Origin of the sequence: Streptomyces tendae, from assembly GCF_014650435.1 — a bacterium.
Classification (GTDB): domain Bacteria; phylum Actinomycetota; class Actinomycetes; order Streptomycetales; family Streptomycetaceae; genus Streptomyces; species Streptomyces tendae.
In genome coordinates this window covers 372,130-398,090 of the sequence record NZ_BMUY01000003.1, presented here as the reverse complement: position 1 = coordinate 398,090, position 25,961 = coordinate 372,130, and the positions used below count along the sequence as shown (strand labels likewise).

The 25,961-nt window shown below is 73.0% G+C and carries 19 protein-coding genes, 1 tRNA gene and 2 pseudogenes; 13 read left to right on the top strand and 9 right to left on the bottom strand.

All coding sequences use genetic code 11. The features are described 5' to 3' along the window. Positions 1 to 6 precede the first annotated feature (6 nt). From murJ to IE258_RS10430, 4 genes are read right to left on the bottom strand one after another with little or no spacing between them, the layout of a single operon-like run. On the bottom strand, positions 7 to 1,950 hold the full coding sequence (gene murJ, locus IE258_RS10445; protein ID WP_229892017.1) for a murein biosynthesis integral membrane protein MurJ: 1,944 nt from the start codon (positions 1,948 to 1,950) through the stop codon (positions 7 to 9). Positions 1,951 to 1,952: 2 nt separating this feature from the next. Then, positions 1,953 to 3,269 carry an O-antigen ligase family protein gene (locus tag IE258_RS10440; RefSeq protein ID WP_189741957.1) on the bottom strand — a complete coding sequence of 439 codons (1,317 nt, stop codon included), beginning with the start codon at positions 3,267 to 3,269 and terminating at the stop codon, positions 1,953 to 1,955. 5 nt (positions 3,270 to 3,274) lie between these two features. After that, positions 3,275 to 4,723: an exopolysaccharide biosynthesis polyprenyl glycosylphosphotransferase gene (locus IE258_RS10435; RefSeq protein ID WP_189741954.1), complete on the bottom strand. Its 1,449-nt coding sequence runs from the start codon at positions 4,721 to 4,723 to the stop codon at positions 3,275 to 3,277. Beyond that, positions 4,720 to 6,204, bottom strand: a complete 1,485-nt coding sequence (locus IE258_RS10430; RefSeq protein WP_373309739.1) for a glycosyltransferase — start codon at positions 6,202 to 6,204, stop codon at positions 4,720 to 4,722. Before IE258_RS10430 ends, IE258_RS10435 begins: the two co-directional genes overlap by 4 nt. A gap of 286 nt (positions 6,205 to 6,490) precedes the next feature. On the opposite strand from IE258_RS10430, the gene chpG reads away from it, so the two are divergent. From chpG to IE258_RS10400, 6 genes are all read left to right on the top strand, one after another. Further along, positions 6,491 to 6,730: a chaplin ChpG gene (gene chpG, locus IE258_RS10425; RefSeq protein ID WP_030179666.1), complete on the top strand. Its 240-nt coding sequence runs from the start codon at positions 6,491 to 6,493 to the stop codon at positions 6,728 to 6,730. Between the two features lie 276 nt (positions 6,731 to 7,006). Further along, positions 7,007 to 7,741 carry a hypothetical protein gene (locus IE258_RS10420; RefSeq protein ID WP_189741944.1) on the top strand — a complete coding sequence of 245 codons (735 nt, stop codon included), beginning with the start codon at positions 7,007 to 7,009 and terminating at the stop codon, positions 7,739 to 7,741. A gap of 251 nt (positions 7,742 to 7,992) precedes the next feature. Beyond that, the gene (locus IE258_RS10415; protein WP_127896819.1) at positions 7,993 to 8,295 is read left to right on the top strand and encodes a hypothetical protein; all 303 of its coding nucleotides are present in this window, start codon (positions 7,993 to 7,995) and stop codon (positions 8,293 to 8,295) included. Between the two features lie 98 nt (positions 8,296 to 8,393). Then, positions 8,394 to 8,909: a hypothetical protein gene (locus tag IE258_RS10410; protein WP_189741941.1), complete on the top strand. Its 516-nt coding sequence runs from the start codon at positions 8,394 to 8,396 to the stop codon at positions 8,907 to 8,909. A 122-nt stretch (positions 8,910 to 9,031) separates the two neighbouring features. Continuing rightward, positions 9,032 to 9,601, top strand: a complete 570-nt coding sequence (locus IE258_RS10405; RefSeq protein ID WP_189741938.1) for a tyrosinase family oxidase copper chaperone — start codon at positions 9,032 to 9,034, stop codon at positions 9,599 to 9,601. Further along, positions 9,585 to 10,451 carry a tyrosinase family protein gene (locus IE258_RS10400; protein ID WP_189741935.1) on the top strand — a complete coding sequence of 289 codons (867 nt, stop codon included), beginning with the start codon at positions 9,585 to 9,587 and terminating at the stop codon, positions 10,449 to 10,451. The genes IE258_RS10405 and IE258_RS10400 overlap by 17 nt, the downstream gene beginning before the upstream one ends. 95 nt (positions 10,452 to 10,546) lie before the next feature. Here the strand turns inward: IE258_RS10400 and chpF are convergent, their stop codons facing one another. Beyond that, the gene (chpF, locus tag IE258_RS10395) at positions 10,547 to 10,819 is read right to left on the bottom strand and encodes a chaplin ChpF (RefSeq protein WP_189741932.1); all 273 of its coding nucleotides are present in this window, start codon (positions 10,817 to 10,819) and stop codon (positions 10,547 to 10,549) included. 369 nt (positions 10,820 to 11,188) lie between these two features. Between chpF and IE258_RS10390 the strand changes: the two are divergent. After that, positions 11,189 to 11,494, top strand: a pseudogene (locus IE258_RS10390) (DUF2087 domain-containing protein); the annotation flags it as partial. A 6-nt stretch (positions 11,495 to 11,500) separates the two neighbouring features. On the opposite strand, the gene IE258_RS10385 reads toward IE258_RS10390, so the two are convergent. Further along, positions 11,501 to 12,490: a D-2-hydroxyacid dehydrogenase family protein gene (locus tag IE258_RS10385; protein WP_189742637.1), complete on the bottom strand. Its 990-nt coding sequence runs from the start codon at positions 12,488 to 12,490 to the stop codon at positions 11,501 to 11,503. Positions 12,491 to 12,649: 159 nt separating this feature from the next. Further along, positions 12,650 to 12,722, bottom strand: a tRNA-Arg gene (locus IE258_RS10380). Between the two features lie 331 nt (positions 12,723 to 13,053). Between IE258_RS10380 and IE258_RS10375 the strand changes: the two genes are divergently transcribed. The 4 genes from IE258_RS10375 (at position 13,054) to IE258_RS10360 (ending at position 19,312) form a co-directional block, all read left to right on the top strand. Further along, positions 13,054 to 14,661, top strand: coding sequence for a dynamin family protein (locus IE258_RS10375; protein WP_189741926.1), 1,608 nt, complete (start codon positions 13,054 to 13,056; stop codon positions 14,659 to 14,661). Between the two features lie 3 nt (positions 14,662 to 14,664). After that, on the top strand, positions 14,665 to 16,941 hold the full coding sequence (locus IE258_RS10370) for a YfjP family GTPase (protein ID WP_189741923.1): 2,277 nt from the start codon (positions 14,665 to 14,667) through the stop codon (positions 16,939 to 16,941). A gap of 180 nt (positions 16,942 to 17,121) precedes the next feature. Then, the gene (locus IE258_RS10365; protein WP_229892067.1) at positions 17,122 to 17,664 is read left to right on the top strand and encodes a single-stranded DNA-binding protein; all 543 of its coding nucleotides are present in this window, start codon (positions 17,122 to 17,124) and stop codon (positions 17,662 to 17,664) included. Positions 17,665 to 17,902: 238 nt separating this feature from the next. Next, positions 17,903 to 19,312 (top strand): Cys-Gln thioester bond-forming surface protein, encoded by a 1,410-nt coding sequence (locus tag IE258_RS10360; RefSeq protein ID WP_189741919.1) that lies wholly within the window; start codon positions 17,903 to 17,905, stop codon positions 19,310 to 19,312. Between the two features lie 197 nt (positions 19,313 to 19,509). Here the strand turns inward: IE258_RS10360 and IE258_RS10355 are convergent, their stop codons facing one another. Then, positions 19,510 to 21,702, bottom strand: a complete 2,193-nt coding sequence (locus IE258_RS10355; RefSeq protein WP_189741916.1) for an FG-GAP repeat domain-containing protein — start codon at positions 21,700 to 21,702, stop codon at positions 19,510 to 19,512. 272 nt (positions 21,703 to 21,974) lie between these two features. On the opposite strand from IE258_RS10355, the gene IE258_RS10350 reads away from it, so the two are divergent. Next, positions 21,975 to 23,366, top strand: coding sequence for a PIN-like domain-containing protein (locus tag IE258_RS10350; protein WP_189741913.1), 1,392 nt, complete (start codon positions 21,975 to 21,977; stop codon positions 23,364 to 23,366). Positions 23,367 to 23,666: 300 nt separating this feature from the next. On the opposite strand, the pseudogene IE258_RS10345 reads toward IE258_RS10350, so the two are convergent. Next, positions 23,667 to 24,161: pseudogene (locus tag IE258_RS10345) on the bottom strand (HAD domain-containing protein). A gap of 134 nt (positions 24,162 to 24,295) precedes the next feature. Here IE258_RS10345 and ettA point away from each other — a divergent pair. Beyond that, complete coding sequence (ettA, locus tag IE258_RS10340; RefSeq protein ID WP_159330080.1) at positions 24,296 to 25,960, top strand: energy-dependent translational throttle protein EttA; 1,665 nt, start codon at positions 24,296 to 24,298, stop codon at positions 25,958 to 25,960. Position 25,961 lies beyond the last annotated feature (1 nt).

Genomic DNA, 25,961 nt, shown 5'->3' with positions numbered 1-25,961 from the left:
CGGGCGTCAACGGTGGTCGCGGAAGGGGAACCGGAAGCGGAAACGGCCATGAGGGTGCCTTCGTGTGACGGGGTGGAGGAAACGGAAGGGGCGGACCGGCGCCAGTGCGGTACCGAGCCCCCGGACGCCCAGGACCAGGCAGAGGGCGACGAAGACGCCGCCGACGGTCGCGGCACCGACGGCGAGCGGGAGGCCGGCCTGCGCGCCGTCGGCCGCCGCGCCCGACGCGCCGGTGACCCGGGCCGCGGCCAGTGCGCCGGCGCCGGTCGCGACGGCCGCCGCGAGCACCGGCCGGCCCAGGTCGCCCAGGACCCGCCGGATCCGTACCGGCACGCTGCGCGGGCCCATTCCGGCGAGCAGCAGGGCGGCGGTGACGGTGATGCCGGCGGCGTTCGCGGCGGCGATGCCGGTCACGCCCCACGGGCCGACCGCGCGGGCACCGACGACGGCGGTGGCGACGACGCCGACGGCCATCGCGCCGAACGGGTACCAGGAGGCACGGCCCGCCGAGAAGTAGGAGCGGGCCAGCGCGCCCACCACGGTCTGGCCGAGCAGTCCGAGGGCGTACACGCGCATGACGCCCGCGGTCGCCGCCGTGTCGGCCGCCGTGAACGCGCCGCGCTGGAAGAGCAGGTGGATGATCTGCGGGGCGCAGGCGACGACGGTGGCCGCGCCGAGGAGCACCAGGCAGGCCGCCAGTGCCACGTCCCGCTCGACCCGGTCGCGGGCCCGCTCCGTGTCGCCGTCGGCCAGCGCGCGGGCCACCACCGGGAAGGTGACCGTGCAGAGCATCAACGACAGCGTCATCGGGATCTGGGCGACCTTCTGCGCGTAGTTAAGGTGCGAGATGGCCCCGGAGGGGAGCCCCGAGGCCAGGAAACGCTCGATGAGCACCTGCGACTGGCGGCACAGGGCGAACAGCAGCACGGTGCCGAACAGGGCGAGAGCGAGGGGACGCGCACCGTCCGCGGGGCTCGGTGGGTGTGTGTCGGGAGGGGTGCTCGACGGAGGCGCGCCGTGCGGCATGCTCGGCGGACGCGTGTTGTGCGCGGTGCCCGGCGTGTCCGGCGTGTCCGGCGTGTCGTGCGCGGTGTCCGGCGTGTCCGGCTCGCCGTCCCGGTGGCGGAGCCGGCCGAGCAGCGACGGCAGTTGTGCCGCCACCATCAGGACCCCGCCCACCGCGACCCCGGCCGCCGCCGAGCGCACCCCCCAGCGCCCGCCGAGCAAGAACATCGCCGTGATGATGCCGGTGTTGTACGCCACGTAGATCGCCGCCGGTGCCAGGAACCGGCGGTGCGCCCGCAGCGCCGCGCTGCAGTACCCGGCGAGCCCGAAGCTGACCACGCAGGTGGCGGTGAGCCGCGTGCAGTCCACGGCGAGGGCGTGGTCGGGCAGCCCCGGTGCCAGGGCCCGGACCAGCACCGGTGCGGCGACGGCGACCAGCGCACCGGCCGCCGCGAAGGCCAGGGCCAGCCGGGGCAGCGTCGCGGCGACCAGCGCGCGGACCGGGTCGCCAAGGGCGCCCTGCGCGCGGCGGGCCAGGGCCAGGCTGAACATCGGGACCAGCGCGAAGGCCAGCCCGTCCTCGATCAGCAGCGTCGCCGCGAACTCGGGCACCGTCCACGCCACCAGGAAGGCGTCCGTTTCGCTCCCGGCCCCGAACAGCCGGGCCAGCGCCTGGTCCCGGGCCAGCCCGAGCACCGACCCGGCCACCGACAGCACGGCCGTGACCAGCGCGGCACGGGCGAGGAACCTGCCGGAGGACCGGCCCTCCTCGGCAACGCCCGCGGCGTCCGGGCGCGGTGTGGTGATTCGGGTGCCGGAGCCGGGGCCGGTGCCACCAGTGCCAGTACCGGCTTTGCCGGTGGAGGGCGCGGAGGCGGCGCGGGCCGGTGGGACGGCGTCCCCGACCGTACCGTCCGCACCGCCCGCCCCTCTCGCCCCGCGCATCGTCACCGCCCCGCCACCCCCTGCCCGCGGGAGCCGAGCGCCCACCAGGCCGCCAGGCCGAAGCACACCGCCGTCAGCACCGTCGACGGGCCGCCGATGTCGGCGTACGCGAAGTCGGTCAGCTGCCACACCAGCAGCCCGCAGGCGACGAACGCGCAGTCCGGCACCGCCCCCCGCTCCCGGCGGACGGCACGCAGCCCGCGCAGGCCCAGCACGAGCAGCGCGAGCCAGCTCCCGGCGAGGCAGAACAGCCCGATCAACCCCTGCTCGGCCAGCACCAGCAGGTACATGTTGTGCGGGGAAAGCAGCGGCTGCCTGCGGTACCCGGCCCCGGCGCCGTCGGTCTCGCTGCCGGAGGAAAGCGCCAACGATGCGTGCGTGTCGCGGTGTTCGGGAAAGCCCTTCAGCCCCACGCCGGTCAGCGGCCGCTCCCGCCACATCCCGGCCGCCGCTGCCCACATCGTGTAGCGGTCGGTCACCGACTGGTCGGGGGCGTCGGTGACCTCCGTGATGCTGCCGACCCGCTCCTGGAGCATCGCCGTACCGACCCCGAAGCCGCCCACCAGCACCACCGCCGCCGCGACCACGACCGCCCCCACCGCCAGCGCCCTGCGCACCCCCGCGAGCAGCAGCTGCACCGCGCAGGTCACCGCCGTCGCGATCCACGCCCCGCGGCTGAACGACAGGGCGAGCGGCAGCAGCAGGACGAGCGCGCACCCGGCGGCGAACAGCCGCTGCCGCACCGGCGTCCGGCCCAGCGCCAGCCCCACCGCGCAGACCAGCCCCAGGGAGACCACGGTCGCCATCCCCATCACGTCCTGCGGCCCGAAGGTGCCCACCGCCCGGATGGGCTCGCCCTGGTAGGAGGCGCCGGTCGCGGTGACGTACTGGTGCACCCCGACCGCGCCCTGCCACAGCGCCAGGCCCACCATCGACCAGGTCAGCAGCCGTACGTCGCCCCGGTCGCGGAGGAGCAGCAGGACGGCGGCCGGGACCAGGACGAAGACCTGGAGGTAGCGGCCGAGACCGGCCAGCCCCGCCCCGGGCGACACGGCGCCCACCGCGGCGACGGCCAGGCCCAGTACGGGCAGCCCGAGCACCACGGCCGCGGTACGGGACAGGGGACGCAGCCGGTCCCGCACCAGCCGCAGCGCGCAGTACAGCACCGCCAGGGCCGACACCGCGTCGGCCGGGTGCGCGCCGCCCCCGTCGCCCGGGGCGAAGGGCAGCGCGAGCAGTGCGACGACGGCGACCACGGCCAGCACCGGCGGCAGTCGCCGCAGGCGCGCCGTCGGCCGGACGGTCAGGGCGTGGGCCACCCGGGTCAGCTCCCTGTGGGGCGCACGAGCGCGGCGGCCGTGCGCAGCAGGATGCAGACGTCCTGCCACAGCGACCAGTCGTCGATGTAGGCGTTGTCGAAGCGGGCCCGGTCCTCGATGGACGTGTCACCGCGCAGCCCGTTGATCTGGGCGAGGCCCGTGATCCCGGCGGGCACCCGGTGGCGGGCCGCGTAGCCGGGGTGGGCCTGGCTGAACCGGGCCACGAAGTACGGCCGTTCCGGACGCGGGCCGACCAGGCTCATGTCGCCCCGGAAGACGTTCCAGAGCTGGAGCAGTTCGTCCAGCGAGGTGCGCCGCAGGAAGCGGCAGAACCACGGCATCCGGCGTTCGTCCGCCACGCTCCACCGGGTCGCCGACTCGTGCTCGTCGGCCGGGCGGTGGGTGCGGAACTTCAGCAGCGTGAAGGGCCGGCCGCCCTCCCCGACGCGCTCCTGCCGGAACAGCACGCCGGGACCGCCCATCACCCGCAGCACCGCCGCGCAGGCCAGCAGCAGGGGGCTCAGCAGCAGAAGAAGCGCCCCGGACACCGTCACGTCCAGGACCCGCTTGCCCGCGCCGCCCGGTCGCCGCGCCGCCGGTGCCAGCGGCCGGCAGGAGAACCCGGCGATCCGGTCACCGCCCGGGCGGACGGGAGCGTCGGCGTACGCGGGTGCCTCGGCGTCCAGCTCCCACACCGCGCACCCCGACGCGGCCAGCGCCCGCAGCAGCGCCGCCTGCCCCACCCGTACGGAGGGATCCACGGCCAGGACGTCCCGTACGCCGTTCTGCACGACCGCCCGCCGCACCTCCTCGCCCGTGGACAGCACGGGCAGGCCCGCGACGCCGCCCGGGTCGTCGGTGACGATCCCGACGGGGCGCACCCCGCAGCGCGGGTGGCGCAGCAGCGCCGAGGCCACGCGCTGCGCGGTCGCGGCGGGCCCGACGACGAGGGCGGCGCGGGGGCGGTTCAGCAGCGCCGTACGGTGTCTGCGGTGCACGGCACCCCGCCCGGCGCAGCCCGTCACCGCGTGCAGCAGGAAACCGGCGCACAGGGTGTGCACGGACAGCGCGTGCGGCGGAGCGTACGCCGCGACGAGCGCCGCCAGCGCCAGCCACACCACCCCTACCCGGGCGCACAGGGCGGGCAGGTCGTCCAGCGCGCCGGAGGTCCGCCGGGCCGGGTGCGGCCGGGGGCGCAGCAGCAGCGAGGCGGCCACCAGCAGGACCGCGAGCAGCGGTTGGTGCGGGGTGCCGGTGAGGACCAGCGAGCCCGGCAGGGCCGCCGTGCCGTCGGCGACGAGCAGCGGCAGCGGGGAGTCCGGCCGCGGGGCCGGGCGCCGGGCGGGCAGCCGGGGGCCCGCGGTGCCGTCGCGCGGCGGCAGCACCGAGACGGGGGAGGAGCCGAGGTCGCGCGAGGGACCGGCGGGGGAGGGGACGGTGCTTTCCGCGGTCACGGGTGGGTGGACTCCCTGCACTCGATGGGCACGACGGCGGACCGCCCCACGGCCGCGGGCCTGTCGCCGATGCGGCCGACGCCCTCGCGGACGCCGTCGGCGGTGCGGTCGCCGGTGCCGCGGCCGGTGGGGGTGGCGATGGTGTGGGGTGGGCCGTCGGCGATGGGGTCGCCGGTGCCGTAGCCGGTGGGGCGCGCGGTGGTGTCATGCCGGCCGCCGACGGTGCGGTTGCCGTGGTCGTGACCGTGACCGTGACCGTTGCCGGTGTGCGCCGCGGCCGGGGGCCGTACGTCGTCGGGGAAGCCGCCAAGGAGGTCGCCGCCGGGGAAGCCGTCGTAGGGGAAGCCGTCGAGCAGGTCGCTGTAGAGGGCCGTGACCGCCGCGGTCGTGTGCCGTACGTCGTGCGCGGAGCGCACATGTGCCCGTCCCCGGCGGCCGAGCGAGGCGCGCAGCGGCGCGTCGAGCAGCAGCGCGGCGGTGGCGTCGGCCAGTGCCGCGGGATCCCCGGGCGGCACCAGGCAGTGCGGTACCAGTGCGGACGGCAGGCCCTCGCGGGCACCGTCCACGTCGGTCACCACCACCGGCCGCCCACAGGCCATCGCCTCCAGCGGGGCCAGCGCCATGCCCTCCCAGCGCGACGGCAGGACGACCAGGTCGGCGGCCCGGTACCAGGCGGCGGCATCGCCGACGGCCCCCGTGAACAGCACGGACGCCGGGGCCCGCGCCGCGAGCCGGGCACGGCCCGGGCCGTCGCCGACCAGGACCAGCCGGGCGTCGGGCACCCGCGCGAGGACCGACTGCCAGGCGTCCAGCAGGACGTCCTGTCCCTTCTGCCGGCACAGCCGCCCCACGCAGACCACCAGCGGGGTGTCCGCGGCGACGCCGTGCCGCACGCGCGGACCGGCCGGGTCGTCGTGGCCGTACCCGGGCGCGTCGGTGTGGAAGCGGGCGAGGTCGACGCCGTTCGGGACGACCGACCAGGGCCCGCGCAGCCCGGCCCGCACCCCCCGCAGCCGCTCCGCCTCGCTCACGCACACCGTCCGTGCCGTCCACCGTCCCGACCACCGCTCCCAGCCCAGCGCGAGGCGTGCGGCGGACCCGCCGACCGCCTCGAACGACCAGGCGTGCGGCTGGAACACGGTGGGGATCCGGCCCCGGACGGCGAGCCGCCCGGCCAGACCGGCCTTGGCGCTGTGCGCGTGCACCAGGTCGGGCCGTACGTCCTCGATCACGCGGCACAGCCGCCGTACCTCCGGCACCAGCGCCGGGCCCGGCGAACGGGTCGCCGGCCAGTGCCGCACGTCGGCGCCCAGCACACGCAGCCGGTCGGCGAGGCTTCCGGAGGGACAGGCGACCGTGACGCGCAGTCCGGCGTCGAGCTGAGCCCGGGTCAGGTCCGCCACCACCCGAGCGACCCCGCCGTCCGCCGGTTGGGTGACGTGCAGAACCCGTGGGCGCGAGCCGGTCGGTGGCAGGTGCATGCGCGTTTCCTCGCTCACGGAGATTGCTCGGGACGGGCGGGGACGCGCCCGGCCGCGGGGCGCCGGCCGCGACGCGGCATACGGGTGCGTCGAATGGGTCGAATGGTGCGGGACTCTAGCTGCTATCCGTACTAATACGTCGAAACCGGGTAAGTGTGTTGGATTTGTGAACGCCGGTCTTTCGCGAGATCACCCCTTTGGCGGCACAACTCGCGCTCGCGCCACGCGTTGACACTGCGCCGGGCAGCCGCCCGGATGTGTGTACAACCCCAAGGAGCACTTCTCCATGTCGCGTATCGCGAAGGGCCTGGCCCTGACCTCCGTCGCCGCCGCCGCGGTGGCGGGCACCGCCGGTGTCGCCGCCGCCGACAGCGGCGCGCAGGCCGCCGCCGCCCACTCCCCGGGCGTCCTGTCCGGCAACGTGGTGCAGGTCCCGGTCCACATCCCGGTCAACGTCTGCGGTAACACCATCGACATCATCGGTCTGCTGAACCCGGCGTTCGGCAACGAGTGCGAGAACGACTGACGTCGGCTCACCACTCTCCGTACCGGCCGTCCGTACCGCGGTTCCTCCGCGAGCGGGCGGCCGGTTCGCGTTGCCGCGCGGACGGCGGTGTGCTGCCCCGAATGGGGGGTCCGGGCGGCGACACGGCGCACGGCCCTTGACAGGGTGTCTCACCAGGTAAGACGCCGCCGGTGAGAAGGACGGGCGGGCGCGCGGGGTCGCCGCCTGCGTTGCAGAGCGCCAAGGGCACTTCCACGGTGGGCACAACATCCGACGCACCACCGAAAGGAACTCCCCATGCGTCTGCCCGCACGGCGAATCGCCACCTCCGCTCTCTGCGCCGGCCTGCTGATCGGCCTCTCCGGTCCGGCGGTGATGGCGGCCGACGGCGACTCGGTCCGGGAACGCACCCACGCGGCGTCCCACGCACCCCTCCCCGACGCGGAGGAACTGCAGAGCCAGGTCGGCAGCCTGGCCGGCCTGGGCGGAGTGCTCACGCCCGTCACCGACATGCTCAGCGCCGTCCTCAAGGCCGACAACGGCCAGCTCTCCGCCACGGACGCCGACAAGCTCTCCACCGCCGTCAAGGACGCTCTCGCCAAGGCGGAAGCGGTGGACACGGACGCCGACGACGCGGCGACCACCCCCGGCACCAGCACCCCGGCCCAGCCGCCGGTCGTGACCACGCCGGAGACCGGAGCCGACACCCCGGTCACGCTCCCGGCGCCCGTCACGGCCCAGGACGACGAGGGCACGGCGGCGGCGTCCGACCTGACCGCGGCCGCGAACGCCGCCCTGCAGAAGCAGGTCGACGCCCTGGTCAAGGCCACCACCTCCGGCACCGCCGAACAGGTGAGCCCGGCCGTCAAGGACCTGATGACCGGCATCGTCAACGTCGTCGCCGCCACCATGGTCGGCAACGGCCTGCCCGCCGCGGACCTCGCCGGGCTGCCCGGCGTCCCGACCGCGCCCGAGGCCACCACGCCGGAGGCCGCCACGCCCGAGGTCGCCGCGCCTGCGGACCCCTCCTGACGCCGAGCAGGCCCCCGGGCCGTCGCGCTCTCCCCTTCCGGAGGCGCGGCGGCCCCTTTTCGTGTTCCGGTCTCGTGCCCGGTTTCATGCCCGGTCTCCTGCCCGGTTTCATGGCCCGGTCTCGTGTCCTGTTTCGTGTCCGGAGATCTCATATGTCTTCCGGACGGCGGAGTTTCCGGGTCCGGCGCAGGTCGTTAGGGAGGGCGTCAGCAACACCTCCGGTGACACGGGTCGCCGAAGAAAGGAACACGATGAAGTCCCTCAAGGCCGCCGCCGTCGTCGCCGGTTCCCTGGTCGCCGCCGGCTCCGCCGTGCCCGCGTTCGCCTACGACGCCTCCGACGCCGCCGCGCTCACGCCCACCAGCCTCAACGGCGCCGTGAACGCGCTGACCGCGGAGCCCATCGACGTCATGCCGATCAAGCACCAGTCCGAGGCGCGGTCCGACGCGCTGGACACCGAGAACAAGGACTCCGTGCTGCACACCGTGAAGGGTGCGACCACGAAGCTGAACTCCGCGAACGGCCTGCTGGGCGGCCTGCCGCTGGGCGGCTGAGCCACCCCCGCTCGCGGCCGTAGCCCCGCCTTGCCGAAGCCGTACCCCCGCCTTCTCGAAGCCGTACGCCCGCCTTCTCGAAAGGGACCGTGCCTGTCATGAAGCCGACCACCAGACGAACCCTGGCCGCCGTCGTCACCGGTGTGGCCGCCGCCGTGGGCGTGGCCGCGACCCCCGCCGCCGCGGCCCGCGCCGTCCCCGTGCCGGTGCCGCTGGGCGGCGCGGAGACGGCCCTCGGCATGGAACTGCCCGAGGTGGCCGGCGAGCTGCCCGTGCCGACGGCGGGCGCGCCGGAGGGACCGCAGTACGTCGAGGGACGGCTGCTGCCGGAGCGGACGCTGCCGCAGCTGCCGGTGCGCGGCGGGCTGCCCGGCGTCGACGTGCGCCAGCCGCTGCCGCACGTCCTCGGCGACGACTTCGACCACGCCGGTGTCGACGCCCCCGCCGCCGAGCTGCGCACCCTGGCGCCCGGGCTGTCCCTGGACGCCCCGCTCACCGCGCCGAACCCCGAGGCCCTCGGCCTGCCCGCGCCCAAACTTCCCGAGGTCGGTGTGCTGGCCCCGGTGGTCCAGACGGTTCCGGTGGCCGACCTGGGCGTCGGACCGGGCCTGTAACCGCTCCGCGGCGGCCTCGTCCGACCGGGCGGCCCTGCTCCGACTGGCCCTGCGTGCGGTGACCGCGGGGCCCGCCGTCCCGTTAGCGGTGCGGACCAACGGAACCGGACGAGGAGTGAGCCATGGCCGGCAACACGGGCGCGGCGGCGAACGGCGCGACGGAGAGAGGCGCGGAGCGGGAGAGGGAGTACGCGGCGGGGGACACGGCGAGAGGCGGGCCGTCGTCCGGCACCCGGCGGCAGGTGATGCGGGGGCTGCTCGCTCCGGCTCTCGCCGTCGGCCTGGCGCCCCTGATCGCCGCCTCGCGGCCCTCCGGGGCCGCGCAGGCCGCCACGACCGGACCGCGAGCCGCCCACCCCGGGCCGCACGCCGCCGAGTCCTCCTACGGGGCCGAGAGCACCGCCTTCGACGAGACCTACCGCGGTCGGCGCATCCGCGGCATCCGCTCCGCCGCGGGCCGGGCGGTGGGCGCCGGGACCTGGCAGGTCACCGTGGACGGCCGTCCGCTGCACCTGATGCGCCGGGCCGACGGCAGCTGGCTGAGCATGGTCGACCACTACCGGTCGTACCCCACCCCGCTCGCCGCGGCGCGCGGCGCGGTCGACGAACTCGGCCCCGGCGAGCACCTGCGCGACACCCCGTCCACCGGCCACGACCAGCACTCCGGGGGGCGGCATGGCGTACACGCGTAAGGACGTCAGCACGCTGACCCGCACCGAGAAGCGACGGTTCGTGAACGCGCTGCTGGAGGTCAAACGACGCGGCGAGTACGACGAGTTCGTGCGCACCCACATCGAGTACTACGTCTCCGACGGCGAGGACGGACTGCGTACGGCGCACATGGCGCCGTCCTTCCTGCCCTGGCACCGCCGGTTCCTGCTGGACCTGGAGGAGGCGCTGCGCCGGGTCGACTCTTCGGTCACCGTGCCGTACTGGGACTGGACGAAGGACCGCGGCGCCAAGTCCACGCCCTGGACCGGGGACCTCCTGGGCGGCACCGGACGGCGGTCCGACCACCGGGTCACCACCGGGCCCTTCGCCCACGCCGAGGGCAACTGGACCATCAAGGTGAACGTCACCGACACGGAGTACCTCACCCGGGACCTCGGACGCGCGGGCGACCCCCTCGACCTGCCCTCGAAGAGCGACCTGGAGTGGGCGCTGGACGATTCGACGTACGACGTCTCGCCCTACGACTCCACGGTCCGCAAGGGCTTCCGCAACAAGCTGGAGGGGTGGGGGGCCGGCCGGGGCAGCGTCTCCTGGCGCAACCACAACCGCGTGCACCGCTGGGTCGGCGGAGCCATGGTCGGCGGTGCCTCCGTCAACGACCCGGTGTTCTGGCTGCACCACGCCTTCGTCGACCTGCAGTGGTCGCGCTGGCAGGCCCGTCACCGCGGCGCCCGCTACCTGCCCGCCGAGCCGCCCGGCCGGGGCAGCGCGCAGCGCGGGCGGGTCGTCGCCCGGCACGAGAAGCTGCCGCCGTGGGACGTGACGCCGGACGAGCTGGAGGACGTCGGCCGGATCTACCGGTACGCCTGAGCGCGTCCGCGCGGGCCGGAGTGCGGCTGGAGCACGGGAGGAGCACGGCAGGAGCCCCGGCCGGGAAGGCCGGGGCTCCTCGGTGCCTGGGGGACTCAGCCGCCGTAGCCGCCGCTCTTGTCGTCGTCGTCGCCGTTTTCGCAGGCGTTGCCGAAGGCCGGGTTCAGCAGGCCGATCACGTCGATGGTGTTGCCGCAGACGTTGACCGGCACGTGCACCGGGACCTGGACGACGTTGCCGGACAGGACACCGGGCGAGCCGATGGCCGCGCCCTCCGCGCCCGCGTCCGCCATGGCCATGCCGGTGCCGCTGAGCACCACGGCACCGGCGCCGAGGGCGACGCCGGCGGCCTTCGCGATGCGAGACATCACGTTCTCCTTCTGACTCGGGGAGCACGGCGGCAGGACGCGCCGCCGCACTGCCGGTTCAACGCACCCGGTCGCGGCGGGTCACGGGGGGAATGTGCGGATCACCCTTTTTGAGCGCCCGGGGCGGAGATCGCGGTGGGGACGGCGGCGCAGACGACAGCGGAGGCGGAGGGGAGGCCGCGGAGGCGGCGGGGCGGCCGGAAAAACCGTTCTCGTCCGCCCCGGTGTGTCCACTAGCCTCCCGGCATGCCGAATGACCGATCCGACTCGCCCGTCGAGGATCCCGAGTCGTCCCAGCCGTCCCAGCCGTCCCAGTCGCCCCGGTCGTCCGAGCCGCTCCAGCCGCTCCAGCCGTCCCCGGACGCCGACGCGGCGGGGGACGACGGCCGGGAGGGCATGATCGTGCGGACCTTCGTCAGGGACGGCCGGCTGGTGCGTCTCCCCGCACGCTGGACGCGCAAGAAGGTGGTGCTGCGGCACATCGCCGAGCAGACCTTCGTACCCGGCGTGGAGTACCCGGAACGCACCGTCGACGAGAAGCTGCGCGGCTGGTGCGAGGACGGCGAGGTCGACCATGTGACGCTCCGGCGCCACCTGGTGGACTTCGGTCACCTGCGCCGGAGCGACGGCATCTACGCGCGCCCGGCGGACTCCGCGCGGACGGGTTCCGCCTGAGCGGTCCTACCCCGGGTTCGGTGCCGCGGGCGCCGGCACGGGCAGCCGCCGTACGGGCGAGCCCGCGAGGTAGGCCGTGATCGCCTCTACGGCCTGGCCGTAGTACGTGGCGTAGTTGGCGCGCGAGACATAGCCCAGGTGGGGTGTCGCGAGCAGGCGCGGGGCGGTGCGCATCGGGTGGCCGGCGGGCAGCGGCTCGGTGTCGAAGACGTCCACGCCCGCGCCGGCGATGCGGCCCTCGTGCAGCGCGGCGAGCAGCGCCTCCTGGTCGACGATCGCCGCGCGCGAGGTGTTGACCAGGTAGGCGGTCGGCTTGAGCAGGGCCAGTTCGGCGGGGCCGAGCAGGCCGCGGGTGCGCTCGCCCAGCGCCAGGTGGACGGAGACGAAGTCGGCGGTGCTCAGGAGCTCTTCCTTGGAGCGGGCCAGCTCGACGCCGACCTCGTCGGTGCGCTCCCGGGTGAGGTTCTGGCTCCAGGCGCTCACCCGCATGCCGAAGGCCAGGCCGACCTGTGCCACCCGTCCGCCGATCTTCCCCAGGCCCAGCAGGCCGAGCCGACGGCCGTGCAGGTCCGCACCCACCGTCTGCTGCCAGGGGCCGCCCGCGCGCAGTCCGTTGCCCTCCTGGACGATGCCGCGGGCCAGGCCCAGCAGCAGGGCCCAGGTCAGCTCGACGGGCGGGGTGGAGGAGGAGGCCGTACCGCAGACGGTTATGCCGCGCGCCTCGGCGGCGGCGTAATCGATCACGCTGTTGCGCATGCCGGAGGCGACGAGCAGCTTCAGCCGGGGCAGCCGGGCGAGCAACGAGCCGGGGAACGGCACGCGTTCGCGCAGGGTGACCACGATGTCGGCGTCCGAGAGCGCCGCGGCCAGGGAGTCCTCGTCCGGGAAGTGGGTGGCGTAGGACACGACGTCCACGTCGTCCGCGACCGGGGACCAGTCCGCGATCTCGGTCGCCACCTGCTGGAAGTCGTCGAGTACCGCGCAGCGCAGTCGCACGTCGCCCACGTCGTCCAGTACCTCCCACTCGCGAGCAGTGGCGTCCCCGCGGGCGCCACGACCAGGGGCCGATCGTGTCACACCCGGACCGGGGAACCGGCCGTCGTGGTCGCTCGGACCGTTGATCAAGCCATCAACCGGCGTCAACCCATGAGGGAGCGCCCCCGGCAGGACTCGAACCTGCGGCCAAGCGCTTAGAAGGCGCCTGCTCTATCCACTGAGCTACGGGGGCCTGGTGTGGGGCCTCGGTCGTGGTGCCCGGCTGTGGGTGCCGGTCCGTGACCTCGCCGGGGACAAGGATAGGGCTCCCGGCTCCATGTCCCGGATGCTTCCCCTCCGTGGCTCGATGTGGAGGTTCGGTGAAGCGATCCCGATAATCGCAGGCAGTTACGAATCGTGCATCGTTTTTGGCGCCCCGCGCATCGGGTGTTGTCCACTCGTTATGCCTGGACTGTCCTCGCGTCCCAGTAGTCCCTTCCGCCCGGAGTGTCCGATCGGCGCGCAGACATGCTCATCATGCTCATATGCTTCAGAATTCCCTCAAAATTGGGCATTCTTCACATGTGGTGACCTTGGACGTACGGCCTCAGCTGCTCGACGCACTCTCCGCCCTGCGCGACCGTGTCGCGGCCGCACGCTTCCCGCTGCCCCTGGCGGGGGCCCCACGCGCGCGTGCCAACCGCGACGAACTGCTCGCCCAGCTCGACGACTACCTGGTGCCCCGCCTGAAGGATCCCGAGGCGCCGTTGCTCGCCGTGGTGGGCGGATCCACCGGCGCCGGGAAGTCCACGCTGGTCAACTCCCTGGTGGGACGCCGGGTCAGCGAGGCGGGTGTGCTGCGGCCCACGACCCGCACGCCGGTCCTGGTGTGCCACCCGGAGGACCACCACTGGTTCAGCGGCATGCGGGTGCTGCCCGACCTCACGCGCGTGTGGGTGCCCCACCGGGACCCCGACGACGACCTGCTGCTGCCCGGCGAGAACCCCGCGCGCGTGCTGCGGGTCGAGACCGCCGACACCCTGCCGCCCGGCATCGCCCTCCTCGACGCGCCCGACGTCGACTCCCTCGTCGCCGACAACCGCGTCCTGGCGGCCGAACTGATCTGCGCCGCCGACATCTGGGTGATGGTCACCACGGCCGCGCGGTACGCCGACGCGGTTCCCTGGCACCTGCTGCGCACCGCCAAGGAGTACGACGCCACCCTGGTCACCGTGCTCGACCGGGTGCCCCACCAGGTGGTGTCCGAGGTGTCGCGGCAGTACGGGGCGCTGCTCACCAAGGCCGGGCTCGGCGACGTCCCCCGCTTCACGGTCCCCGAACTGCCCGAGTCGGCCTGGGGCGGCGGCCTGCTGCCGGCCAGCGCCGTGGCGCCGCTGCGGTCCTGGCTCGTCCACCGGGCCCAGGAACTCGACGCCCGGCACCACGCCATGGCCCGTACGGCGCACGGCATCCTGGACTCGCTCAAGTCCCGGATGCCCGAGCTGGCCGGCGCCACCGCCGCGCAGTACGCCGCCGCGCTGCGGCTCACCGCCGCCGTCGACGGCGCCTACGACGGTGAGCACGCGCGCGTGCGGGGGCGGTTGCAGGCGGGCGCGGTGCTCGCCGGGGACGCGCTGAAGCGCTGGCGGGCCTTCCCCCTCGACTGCTCCCCGGAAGAGCTCCTCGACTCGCTGGTGGAGAGCCTGAGCGCCCTGCTGCTGTGCGCCGTCACGGCTGCCGACGAGCGGGTCGACGAGGCATGGCGCCACGAACCGGCGGCGGACGCCCCCGAACTCGCGGGCCACGCCCCCGCGCCGGAGAGCGCCGAGCACCGCATCGGTCTGGCCGTACGGCGCTGGCGGCGCGAACTGGAGGAGTACGCCGAGGAGGAGGTGCGCGAGCTGGACCGGAACCTGGCACCGGACCCCGGGGTGGTGGCCGGCCTGGTCGCCACCGTGCTGCTGGGCGGGCGGCGCGCGCGTGTGGCCGGGGAGCGGCTCGCCGAGCGGATCGGCGCCCACGGCGCACTGCGGCTGCGCGACCGGGGCGGGCGGCTGCTCGAAGAACACGTCGACCGGGTCATGCACGTCGAGCGCGAGCGCAGGCTGGCGCCGCTCGACGGTCTCGAGGTGCACCCCGAGCCACAGGCAGAGCTCATCGCCGCGCTGTCCGTACTGCAGAAGGAGAGGTGACCGGTGACCGCCGTCACTGACCAGGACCCCACCGAGCACACCCAGCACACCGACGCTGCGACGAAGGGGACGGAGCGCACGAACCGCACCGACGGCGCGGATCACACGGATCCCACGGATCACATGGACCCCGCCGATGGCACGGGCCGCACGGGCCGCATGGATCGCGCGGGCCGCATGGATCGCGCGGATCGGGGGGATCGGGCGGCCGACGCGCCGGTCCCGCGGGACGGCCGAGGCGGGGAGGACCCTGCCGAGCAGGCAACCACCCGTGAGCGCGGCGCCCGTGAGTACGCGGCCCGTGAGCGCATCGCGGGTGACGGTGCGGCGGGAGAGCCGGATGTGGCCGAGGACGCGGGGCGCGGGAGGCGTCCGCGGGGGCGGGGGAGCGAGGGCTCGGGCGGTTCCCGCGCGCGCGTGCGGGACGAGGCCACCGGGGCGCACCCCCGCGAGGACGGTACGGAGGGCCCGACCGGCGGGTCGGGCGGTGCGGCCGGTGTGGGCGGCTCGGCCGGTGCGGGCGGTGCGGGCGGTGCGGGCGGTGTGGGCGGTTCCGGGGACGGGGAGGGCGCCTGGGGTGACGGGCTGATCGCACGGCGGGTGGACGAGAACGGCGGCGCCGAGCAGTTCGCCGTCCTGCCGAGCAGGCCCTCCTCCTCGGCCGCCCTGATGCCGCTCGCCTACGACGGGAACCTCAGGTCGCGCCTGGACGCACTGCGTGAACTGGTGGGGCTCTCCAGGACCCGGCTCGACAGCGGGACCCTGGCCGAGGCGGGCCGGGTCCTGGACGAGGCCGCCGCGCGGCGCAGGCTCTCCGGACAGCACACCGTCGTCGCCATCGCGGGCGCCACCGGCAGCGGCAAGTCGCAGCTGTTCAACACCCTCGCCGGGGTGACGATCTCCGAGACCGGCGTCCGCCGGCCGACCACCGCCGCGCCCATCGCGTGCAGTTGGAGCGACGGCGCCGCCAGCCTCCTCGACCGGCTCGGCATCCCGGGCCGGCTGCGCCGCCGTCCGCTCCAGCACCCGGACTCCGAGTCGCCGCTGCGCGGGCTGGTCCTGATCGACCTGCCCGACCACGACTCGGCGGCCGTGCAGCACCGCGAGCAGGTGGACCGCATCCTGGCCCTGGTCGACGCCGTCATCTGGGTCGTCGACCCGGAGAAGTACGCCGACGCCCTGATCCACGAGCGCTATCTGCGACCGATGGCGGGCCACGCGGAGGTCACCTTCGTCGTCCTCAACCAGGTCGACCGGCTGCCCGGGGAGGCCGCCGAGCAGGTCCTCGACGACCTGCGGCGCCTGCTCGACGAGGACGGCATCGCGCTGGGCGAGTACGGCGAACCGGGCGCAACCGTGCTCGCCCTGTCCGCGCTCACCGGGGAGGGCGTCGGCGAACTGCGCGAGACCCTGGGCCAGTTCGTCGCCGAACGGCAGGCTCCGGCCCGCCGTATCGCGGCCGATGTGGACGCCGCCGCCCGGCACCTGCGGCCCGTGTACGTCACGGGGCGGCGCACCGGGCTCAGCGAGGAGGCGCGGGAGGAGTTCGCGGACCGGCTGGCCGACGCGGTGGGCGCCACCGCGGCGGGCGATGCGGCCGAACGTGCCTGGCTGCGCAACGCCAACCGCGCGTGCGGTACCCCCTGGCTGCGGCTGTGGCGCTGGTACCACGACCGGCGCGACCCCGTCACGGGACGGCTGTCCACGCGCTCCCAGTCGGACGAGGAGGCCACGGCCCGGCAGCGCGTCGAACAGGCGGTGCGTACGGTCTCGGACCGGGCGTCGGCCGGACTGCCCGCGCCGTGGGCGCAGGCGATGCGGGAGGCGGCCGTCCGCGGCGCCCGGGGACTGCCCGAGGCCCTCGACGAACTGGCGGTGCGCGCGGGGCTGCCGCCGGGACGTCCGCCGCGGCCGGGGTGGTGGCCGGTGGCCGTCCTCTCCCAGGCGACCATGACCCTGCTCCAGGTGGTGGGCGGCCTGTGGCTGCTCGGCCAGATCATCGGCATCGTGCCGCCGAACCTGGGCGTACCGGTCCTGCTGATGCTGGCCGGCATCGTCGGCGGCCCCCTCATCGAGTGGAGCTGCCGCCTGGCGGCCCGCGGCCCCGCCCGGCGCTACGGCCACGAGGCGGAACGCCTGTTGCGGGAGGCGGCCGCGGGGTGCGGCCGGGCCAGGGTGCTGGATCCGCTGGCGGCGGAGCTGCTGCGCTACCGCGAGGTGCGGGAGCAGTACGCGCGGGTCACCGGGGCGGGGGCGGGAGTGGGGACGGCGACGAGGTAGCGGCCGCACCCACGGCGACCACCCCTGCGGGTGGCGGAGTTCTCCACAGGCGCCGGGCCGGTCCACAGCCCCGGGCGGACCGGCCGGGCGGCGGGCAATCTGGCCTCCACGGCGATCGCGACGGACGCGGTCGCCCCGGCCGCCGTACGGGACAGACCCGTGCGGGAGGGAGGACTCGTGATGAACGAGACGATGATCTGTGCGGTGGGCAACGTCGCCACCCAGCCCGTCTTCCGGCAACTGGCGAACGGAGGGTCGCTGCGCTTCCGGCTCGCGGTCACCGCGCGCTACTGGGACCGCGAGAAGAGCGCCTGGACGGACGGGCACACCAACTTCTTCACCGTGTGGGCCAACCGGCAGCTCGCCACCAACGCCTCGGGCTCACTGGGGGTGGGCGACCCCGTCGTCGTGCAGGGCAGGCTGAAGGTGCGCGCCGATGTGCGCGAGGGGCAGAGCCGGACCTCGGCCGACATCGACGCGGTGGCGATCGGTCACGATCTCGCCCGCGGCACGGCGGCGTTCCGACGCACCGGCAGGGCGGAGGCGTCGACCTCCCCGCCCCAGCCGGAACCCAACTGGGAAGTGCCGGCAGGTCAATCACCCGGGGAGTCGCCCGGGGAATCGAGCGGTGAGCCCGTGGGGGAGCGGGCGGGCGAGTCGGTGGCGCCGCCGACCGCTCCCGCCACCCCCGAACAGCGGCCGGAGCCGGTCCCGGTGGGATGACACAGAGGCCCGTCCAGGCACGCGCCCGAGGGCGAACACGGGTGGATTTGTCGATAAGCCCTGCTCAAACACGCTCTCGGCGATAACGATTCCGATTCGGATCACCGTGCGGGCGACGATCACCGGCAAGCCCGGTCCGGCATGTCCTTAGGATGCCGAACGAGCCCTGTGTGGCTGCTGATTCTGCTGGTGGGACCGTTCCCCCCACGCCAACGGGTCCTGCTCGAAGGGGAATTTGGTGTTTTCTTCGCTCGCTGCGCCGTCTCTGCCCGGTCGAGGGGCGGCGCGTCTCGCCGCCGGGGCGCTTGCCTCCGCGCTCGCCGTCGCCGGTGTGGTGACCGGTGCGGCACCGGCCGCCGCCCAGGACGGTGCGCGGGGCCAGGGCGGGGCGACGGCCACGATAGGCGGCCTGAAGACGCACGGCACCGCGGTCATCCACGGGGAGGACGGCGACCATCAGGTGCCGGCCGGGCTGTTCGAGATGTCCGTCGAGGGCGGCGGCATGCTGCAGACGTACTGCGTCGACATCCAGAACCCGACGCAGAAGGACGCGAAGTACCGGGAGACTCCCTGGAGCGGGACGTCCCTGGGCACCAACAAGGACGCCGGCCGCATCCGCTGGATCCTGGGTAACTCCTACCCGCAGGTCAACGACCTGGCGGCGCTCGCGAAGAAGGCGGGTGTCCGCGGCGGGCTCACCGAGGAGGACGCGGCGGCCGGCACCCAGGTCGCCATCTGGCGCTACTCGGACGACACGGACGTCGAGGCCGTCGACCCGCAGGCCGAGCGGCTCGCCGACTATCTGGAGAAGAACGCCCGCGACCTGGCCGAGCCCGCGGCGTCCCTCGCCCTCGACCCGCCGGCCGTCTCGGGCCGCCCCGGTGAGCGGCTCGGCCCGGTGACGGTCCACACCAACGCGGGCGGCGCGACGGTGACACCCCCGGTGGACGCCACCGCCAAGGACGCCGTACGGATCGTCGACAAGAAGGGCGAGCCCGTCACCGAGGTCCGCGACGGCAACCAGATCTTCTTCGACGTGCCCGAGGACGCGGAGCCCGGCAGCGCCCAGCTGTCCGTCCAGGCGTCGACGACCGTGCCGGTCGGCCGCGCCTTCGCCTCCGAGAGCCGCAGCCAGACGCAGATCCTGGCCGGTTCCAGCGAGTCGACGGTCGCGGCGACGGCGACCGCCACCTGGGCCGCCGAGGGCGCGATACCCGCAGTCTCCGCCGAGAAGAACTGCGCCGAGGGCACCCTCGACATCACCGCGCTCAACAAGGGCGACGCGCCCTTCACCTTCGAGCTGCTGGACACCGAGTACACCGTCGCGCCGGGCGAGACCCGGACGGTGCCGGTGCCGCTGCCGGAGGACCGCGCCTACGACTTCACGATCCGCGGCCCGGCCGGCTTCGAACAGCGCTTCACCGGCGTCCTCGACTGCCGCACCCAGAGCGCCACCCTGGCCGACACCACCCACACCCTTGGCGAACCGGCCCCCACCACGGTCGTCACCCCCTCACCCGCCCCCAACCCCAACCTCGCCGAAACCGGCAGCTCCAACGCGACCCCCCTGATCGGCGGCGCGGCCATCGGCCTGGTGGTGATCGGCGGCGCGGTCCTCCTCTTCATCCGCCGAAGGAACGAGCAGTGACGCGGTGAACGGCAGGCGTCACGACCGTCATCGCCCCGCAGGTCGGTCGCGTTCCCACTCGGTGTCCGGGCAGCGCGGCTGAAGTCGGCCGACGGGTCGGCTTCGGCTCCGCCATCCGACCCATGGTGAAGCCCCGGGGCAGGGGCCCGGGGTCGGGCCCGTCGCAGCGCCCACTCGCTCCGTGCCCCTGCAGCCGGTCAGAGGAGCGGGTCCAGCCCCTCCACGTCCGCAAAGGGAGGCTCGGTCGCGGGAAACGGTGTTCTCCACTGGCCCGTGCCGTAATAGAACCTCATGCGCGTGCGGGAAACGTCACCTGCGGGGACGGTGACCACGTCGCTCCAGCCGTCGCCGTCGATGTCCCCCGGGCCGATCACCTGGTAAGGGCTCCAGCCGCTGCTGATCCGTGACCGCGGCGCGAAGGTTCCGTCACCCTTGCCGAGGTAGAGCCACAACACGCCGGACCTGTCACGGGCGAGGAGGTCACCTGCCGGGGCGCCCGCGAGGTTGCCGGCGGCGGTCAGCTGGTTGTAGACGCCCCAACCGCCGCCGACGCGTTTGCGAGCGGCGAAGGTGCCGTCGTTCTTGCCGGGGTAGAGCCACAGGACGCCGGCCTTGTCCGTGGCGAGGAGGTCGTTCCGGCCGTCGCCGGTCAGGTCGGAGCCGCTGGTGAGTTTGTCGTAGATGTTCCACCCCCCGCCGACGCGCTTGCGGGTGGTGAGGGTCCCGTCGCCGTTGCCCTCGTACGACCAGAGCACGCCGTCGCGGTCACGTGCGACAAGGCCGGTGGCGGCGGGGATGATCTTGTCGTACGTGTTCCATCCGCCGCCGATCCTGGTGCGGCGCGGTGTGTCCTGGTTCGTCAGGTGACGGAGCTGACCGACGTCGTACAGGGACAGAACGCCGGTCGTGGAGCGGCTGAAGATGTCCGGCGAACCATTGTCGTCGAAGTCGTGCGCACGGGGCACGCGCGTGACGGTGAACGATCCGGAGCGCTCGAGGGCCGGACCGATGCCGTTGCGTGGCTCGGCGGTCATCGTCCACGTGTATGCCCCGCGGTACGCCGGGAACTTGTCGAGCAAGCCGTTCCAGTCCACCCGGTACTCGGTCGTGCCCGACTCGGCTCCCCAGGCGGTGACGGTGTCGGACGCTCCCGTGGCCGTGTGAACCAGCTTCAGACGAACGTTGGCGTTGGGGCGGCTCAGCGTCCAGGAGGCCGGTACCTTCCCGTCCACTTGGCCGAGGTCGATCACGCCGTGCGGAGCCACGGGTTCGGACAGGGGGGCGAGGGCGGTGGACTCCCCGGTGGTCGCCAGGACGGCCACCGTGGGCCGGCCTCCGTTCGGGCCGGGGGTGATCCGGTACAGCCCCTCACCGTGCTCGATCGTGCCACCGGTCGCGATGAGACCGCCGTCGGAGGTCGGAACGAGGGAGGTGGCGTGTGCGAGGAGTTGGGCCGTCTCGCCCGTCACCAGGGACCTGGCGGTCAGGCCGGGCAGTTCGACCGGCCCCATGTAGGTGAAGGCGTAGGGGTCGCTGTACAAGGCCCAATCGCCCACCAGCCCGAAGGTCAGAGTCGTGTGGTTGGCCCGCTCCACCCAGGCACTGCGCGTGACCTCCGGGGACCCTCGCCGGGCCGCGGCCAGCACGGCACCGCCCTCGGCGTCCCGCTCCTGCCAGACCACGCGGCTCTTCGACCCGCCGACGGGACTCACGACGTTCTCGTTGTTCAAGACGTCGTACGTCGCCGTCACCGAGGCCGAGGCGAGATCCACCACGGCCAACCGCTGCTCCCATACCTCGTCCGTGTGCTTGAAGCCGTGGAGCAGCAGCGCGTCCGGGTCCGTGTCGGTCGCGGCGAGCCACGTCATGCCCTCCGGCAGACCGGTCACCGTCCGGTCCACGAGCCGGCCTTGGTCGTCCTTGTCGAACAGATGCGGCTCCCGCCGGTTCTCCACGCGTTTCGAGGCGATGAGCGTCGTCCCCTGATAGCCGATGACCTTGTAGGGCTCGCCGATGTCGTAGGACACCAATTCCTTGCCCGTGGCCATGTCGAGGAAGGTGTGCGTGGTGCCGTCGATCCGGACGACGGTGTCCGTACCGGGGTCCGCCCCGTACGGCCCACCCGGCAGCGTGGTCCGGGTGCCGTCGTACCGCGTCCAGGTGTAGACGTCGGCCTCCCCCTGCTTGTGGCGCGACAGGAAGCCCGTGGGTCCGCCGGAGAGGGCGACCGTGCCCGGGGGCACGGAGATCGCCTGCTGCTGGGAAGCGGCGGATGCCGTCACGGCCGAGTCGGCTGCCAGGGTCGGGGAGACCAAGCCGCCGGCCGTCACTGCGAGGGCGACGGCAACGGCGACAGCGAGGCGCCGACCGACGGGGCTGAGATGGTTCAAAGGGAGTCCTCCCAAACACTGTGAGCGTGACGCCCGAGCGCCACGGTCAAAGCGACTCCCGACAGCCCTTCAGGGTTGTAGCGCCGCTCGAAATGGACAGAACAGTGCCTTACCTCCGGTTCGGTGGACCATGTACGGGCGGGGTGTTCGGAACCCAGGCGTTCTTGAGCGTCCCGTTTCCTCGGTCGCAGTGGCTCTATCCGGTCCTAGACTTTCCCCGGCGCACCCAGCCGGGGAGAGCTGATGCGCTTGGCAATTCAGGGGAGCGTTTCATGGCAGCACCGCGCACCACGCCAGACCAGCCACAAGTCCGTGGCGTCTTCGACTGCGACGAGGCTCATCGCAGCCCACTCCGCTCCGACTACAAACGGATCTTCGACTCCGGTCTGGTCGTGCTCGACACCAATGTGCTGCTCAACCTCTATCGCTCGAACGAAAGCACCCGCCGGGACACCCTTGCCGCCCTCGCCCGGCTTCGCGAGCGCCTGTGGATTCCACACCAGGTGCTCACGGAGTTCTGGCGTAACCGCGAGTCGCCGACCGTACGCCATCACCACGCGACCAAGGCCAATGAGGCGAGCGCCGCGCTCGACAAGGCAGTCAACGCGGCCAGGGCAGTAGTGACCACGTGGCTGACGGCCGTCCAACTCAAGGACAACGAAGAGGCTGTAGAGCGGACTGACCGAGACCTGACCGAGCTCGCCGAAGCAGCCGGCAGTCTTAAAAAGTTCATCCGGGCGCAGGCCGAGTGCGACGCACTCAAGGAGACCGCCATCACTCACACTGACCCGGTGCTCAACGCCCTCGAACCGCTTCTGCACGGCCGGGTCGGCGAGCCGCTGTCGTCGGACGACTACGACAGGGCCGTGAAAGAGGCGCAGGAGCGAGCCGACGAGGGGATACCGCCGGGGCACGAGGACTTCCGAACCAAGGAACCCGAGCTGGCTGCCGGTGACTACCTCGTGTGGGTACAGCTCATGGCGGAGGCCCGGCACCGCGGGTGCGACGTTCTACTGGTCACCGGGGATGTGAAGAAGGACTGGTGGACCAACCGCGGTTACGACATCCCGCCTCGTCCCCGTGCCGAGCTCCTCCAAGAACTGCGAGAGCAGGCCGGGGTGGGGCTTTACATGCTCACTCCGAGTGAACTGCTTCGCTGGGCCAAAGAACTTCTCGAACTGAATGTGGACGAAGGCTCGGTCCGTGACCTGCAGCAACTGGGAGAAGCATCGGCTGACGAAGAATCCGAAGACGAAACCTGGACGGCGGAGTCGCTGGCGGCGTTCATGGACGAGCTGATGAGGCGCTACCCGTCCCGAGTCAAAGCCATCGTTGCAGCTGCGGCAAACGGCGGGTTCGTGGACCGGGAGACGGTGTACGAGCTTGCGGGCTACGACGAGACACGCAGACTTCGCGGCTTCACCCAACCGATCGGCACCCTGTCGAGAGATCTGCAAGCAATGGGTGTGCTGACGGGAGGGGAGCCGTTCCTGCTCACAACCGTCTACGGCCACGCCACCGACCCTTCCTGGGCGAAGGGGTTCCGCATTCCCAGCGGGGTGATTCCCCTGCTCCGGAGCAAGTACGAGGGAGGCGACCTGTGGCAGACCCGAGACACCGGAGAAGCTGGGAGCGAACTTCCGACAAAGGCTAAGGAAGGCTGACACGACGATTGGAGCCGCCGGTGGGTGATGAGGCAGCAACCGATAGCCGCGCCTACGCTTCGCCGTATGGCTGACGATGCTCCCTCCTGTCCCGCGTGCAGGCAGCCCCTGAAGTCGGGCGGCCTTGTGCGGGTCGAGAGAGACGACGACGGTCGGACGGCCTGCCGATCTCTGTGGCGGTGCGCTGGTCGGCATACCTGGTGGCGGTGGGCGGACCGGCCGGAGGGGCCGCTGGAAGTCTGCCCGGTTCCGCAGGTCTTCCGTTGACATCCCGCCCCCACGCGGGAGGTGTGCTCATGCTCATCTCCGCGCGACGGCATCCAGCCATTCGGCGAGCGCGCAGAAGTCGGTGCCGTCGAGGCCCGCGGCCGGCTCGACCCGGTGCAGCAGCGAAGGTCCCGGGTGGGTGGCGTCGACTCACAGCCGGTCCATGGCGCTGATCTCGTCGTCGACCCAGATGAATGGTCGGCCGGCCGCCCACTCGACCACGGGGCGAGTCTTCCAGTGGAGACCCCGCGGGGTTCCTCCCGCGTCGGTGTCCGGCCACTCCAGCACCGGCAGCCTGGGCAGGCCGACGCGCGGGGCGACGACCGTGTTGGCCTCCTCCATCCAGGTCGTCGCCCAGACGAGATCACAGCCCAAGGCCATGAGCCGCGCCCCGACCCGGGGGTCGAGCCGGGCCAGCAGCGGGTTCCCCGTGGCGACCAGGGCCGCGGCGACGGTCGGTGACCCGAAGGGGATCAGTGGGCCGTCCACGTCGAGGAAGAGGAGGGGGCGCTCCGCTGCGCTGGTCACGGCGGCACGGTAGCGCAGCGCGCGAAACCCCAGGTCAGCGCATTCGTACGGAACGCGTTTCCGCGCAGGGGTGGCGGTGCGGCAAGATGGGGTGTATCTGACCACTGCCTGATCAAGCTGCCGGACGGTTTCTCTTGGCTGAGTACATTTACACCATGCGCAAGGCGCGCAAGGCGCACGGCGACAAGGTGATCCTTGATGACGTCACCCTGAGCTTCCTGCCCGGCGCGAAGATCGGTGTGGTCGGACCGAACGGTGCCGGTAAGTCGACCGTTCTGAAGATCATGGCGGGGCTCGAGCAGCCCTCCAACGGGGACGCCTTCCTGTCCCCGGGTTACACCGTCGGCATCCTGCTCCAGGAGCCCCCGCTCAACGAGGAGAAGACCGTCCTGGAGAACGTCCAGGAGGGTGTCGCCGAGGTCAAGGGCAAGCTCGACCGGTTCAACGAGATCGCCGAGCAGATGGCGACCGACTACTCGGACGCGCTGCTCGAGGAGATGGGCAAGCTCCAGGAGGAGCTCGACCACGCCAACGCCTGGGACCTCGACGCCCAGCTCGAGCAGGCCATGGACGCGCTGGGCTGCCCGCCCGGCGACTGGCCCGTGGTCAATCTGTCCGGTGGTGAGAAGCGGCGCGTGGCACTGTGCAAGCTGCTGCTGGAGGCGCCCGACCTGCTGCTCCTCGACGAGCCGACGAACCACCTCGACGCCGAGTCGGTGAACTGGCTGGAGCAGCACCTCGCCAAGTACGAGGGCACCGTCGTGGCCGTCACCCACGACCGGTACTTCCTGGACAACGTCGCCGGCTGGATCTGCGAGGTCGACCGCGGCCGCCTGCACGGCTACGAGGGCAACTACTCCAAGTACCTGGAGACCAAGGCCACCCGCCTCAAGGTCGAGGGCCAGAAGGACGCCAAGCGGCAGAAGCGCCTCAAGGACGAGCTCGAGTGGGTGCGCTCCAACGCCAAGGGGCGGCAGGCCAAGTCCAAGGCGCGCCTCGCCCGGTACGAGGAGATGGCCGCCGAGGCCGACAAGATGCGGAAGCTGGACTTCGAGGAGATCCAGATCCCGCCGGGCCCGCGGCTGGGCAACGTCGTCGTCGAGGTGAACAACCTCAGCAAGGCGTTCGGGGAGAAGGTGCTGATCGACGATCTCTCGTTCACGCTGCCCCGTAACGGCATCGTCGGGGTCATCGGGCCCAACGGCGCCGGCAAGACCACGCTGTTCAAGATGATCCAGGGACTCGAGGAGCCGGACTCCGGCGAGATCAAGGTCGGCGACACGGTCAAGATCTCCTACGTCGACCAGAGCCGCGAGCACATCGACCCGAAGAAGACGCTGTGGGCCGTCGTCTCCGACGAGCTGGACTACATCAACGTCGGCCAGGTGGAGATGCCGTCGCGTGCGTACGTCTCCGCCTTCGGGTTCAAGGGGCCGGACCAGCAGAAGGCGGCCGGGGTCCTCTCCGGCGGCGAGCGCAACCGGCTGAACCTGGCGCTCACCCTCAAGCAGGGCGGCAACCTGCTCCTCCTCGACGAGCCGACCAACGACCTCGACGTCGAGACCCTGAGCAGCCTCGAGAACGCGCTGCTCGAGTTCCCCGGCTGTGCCGTCGTCGTCTCCCACGACCGGTGGTTCCTGGACCGAGTGGCCACCCACATCCTCGCCTACGAGGGCGAGTCCAAGTGGTTCTGGTTCGAGGGCAACTTCGAGTCGTACGAGAAGAACAAGGTCGAGCGGCTCGGACCGGACGCCGCCCGTCCGCACCGCGCCACCTACAAGAAGCTGACCCGGGGCTGAT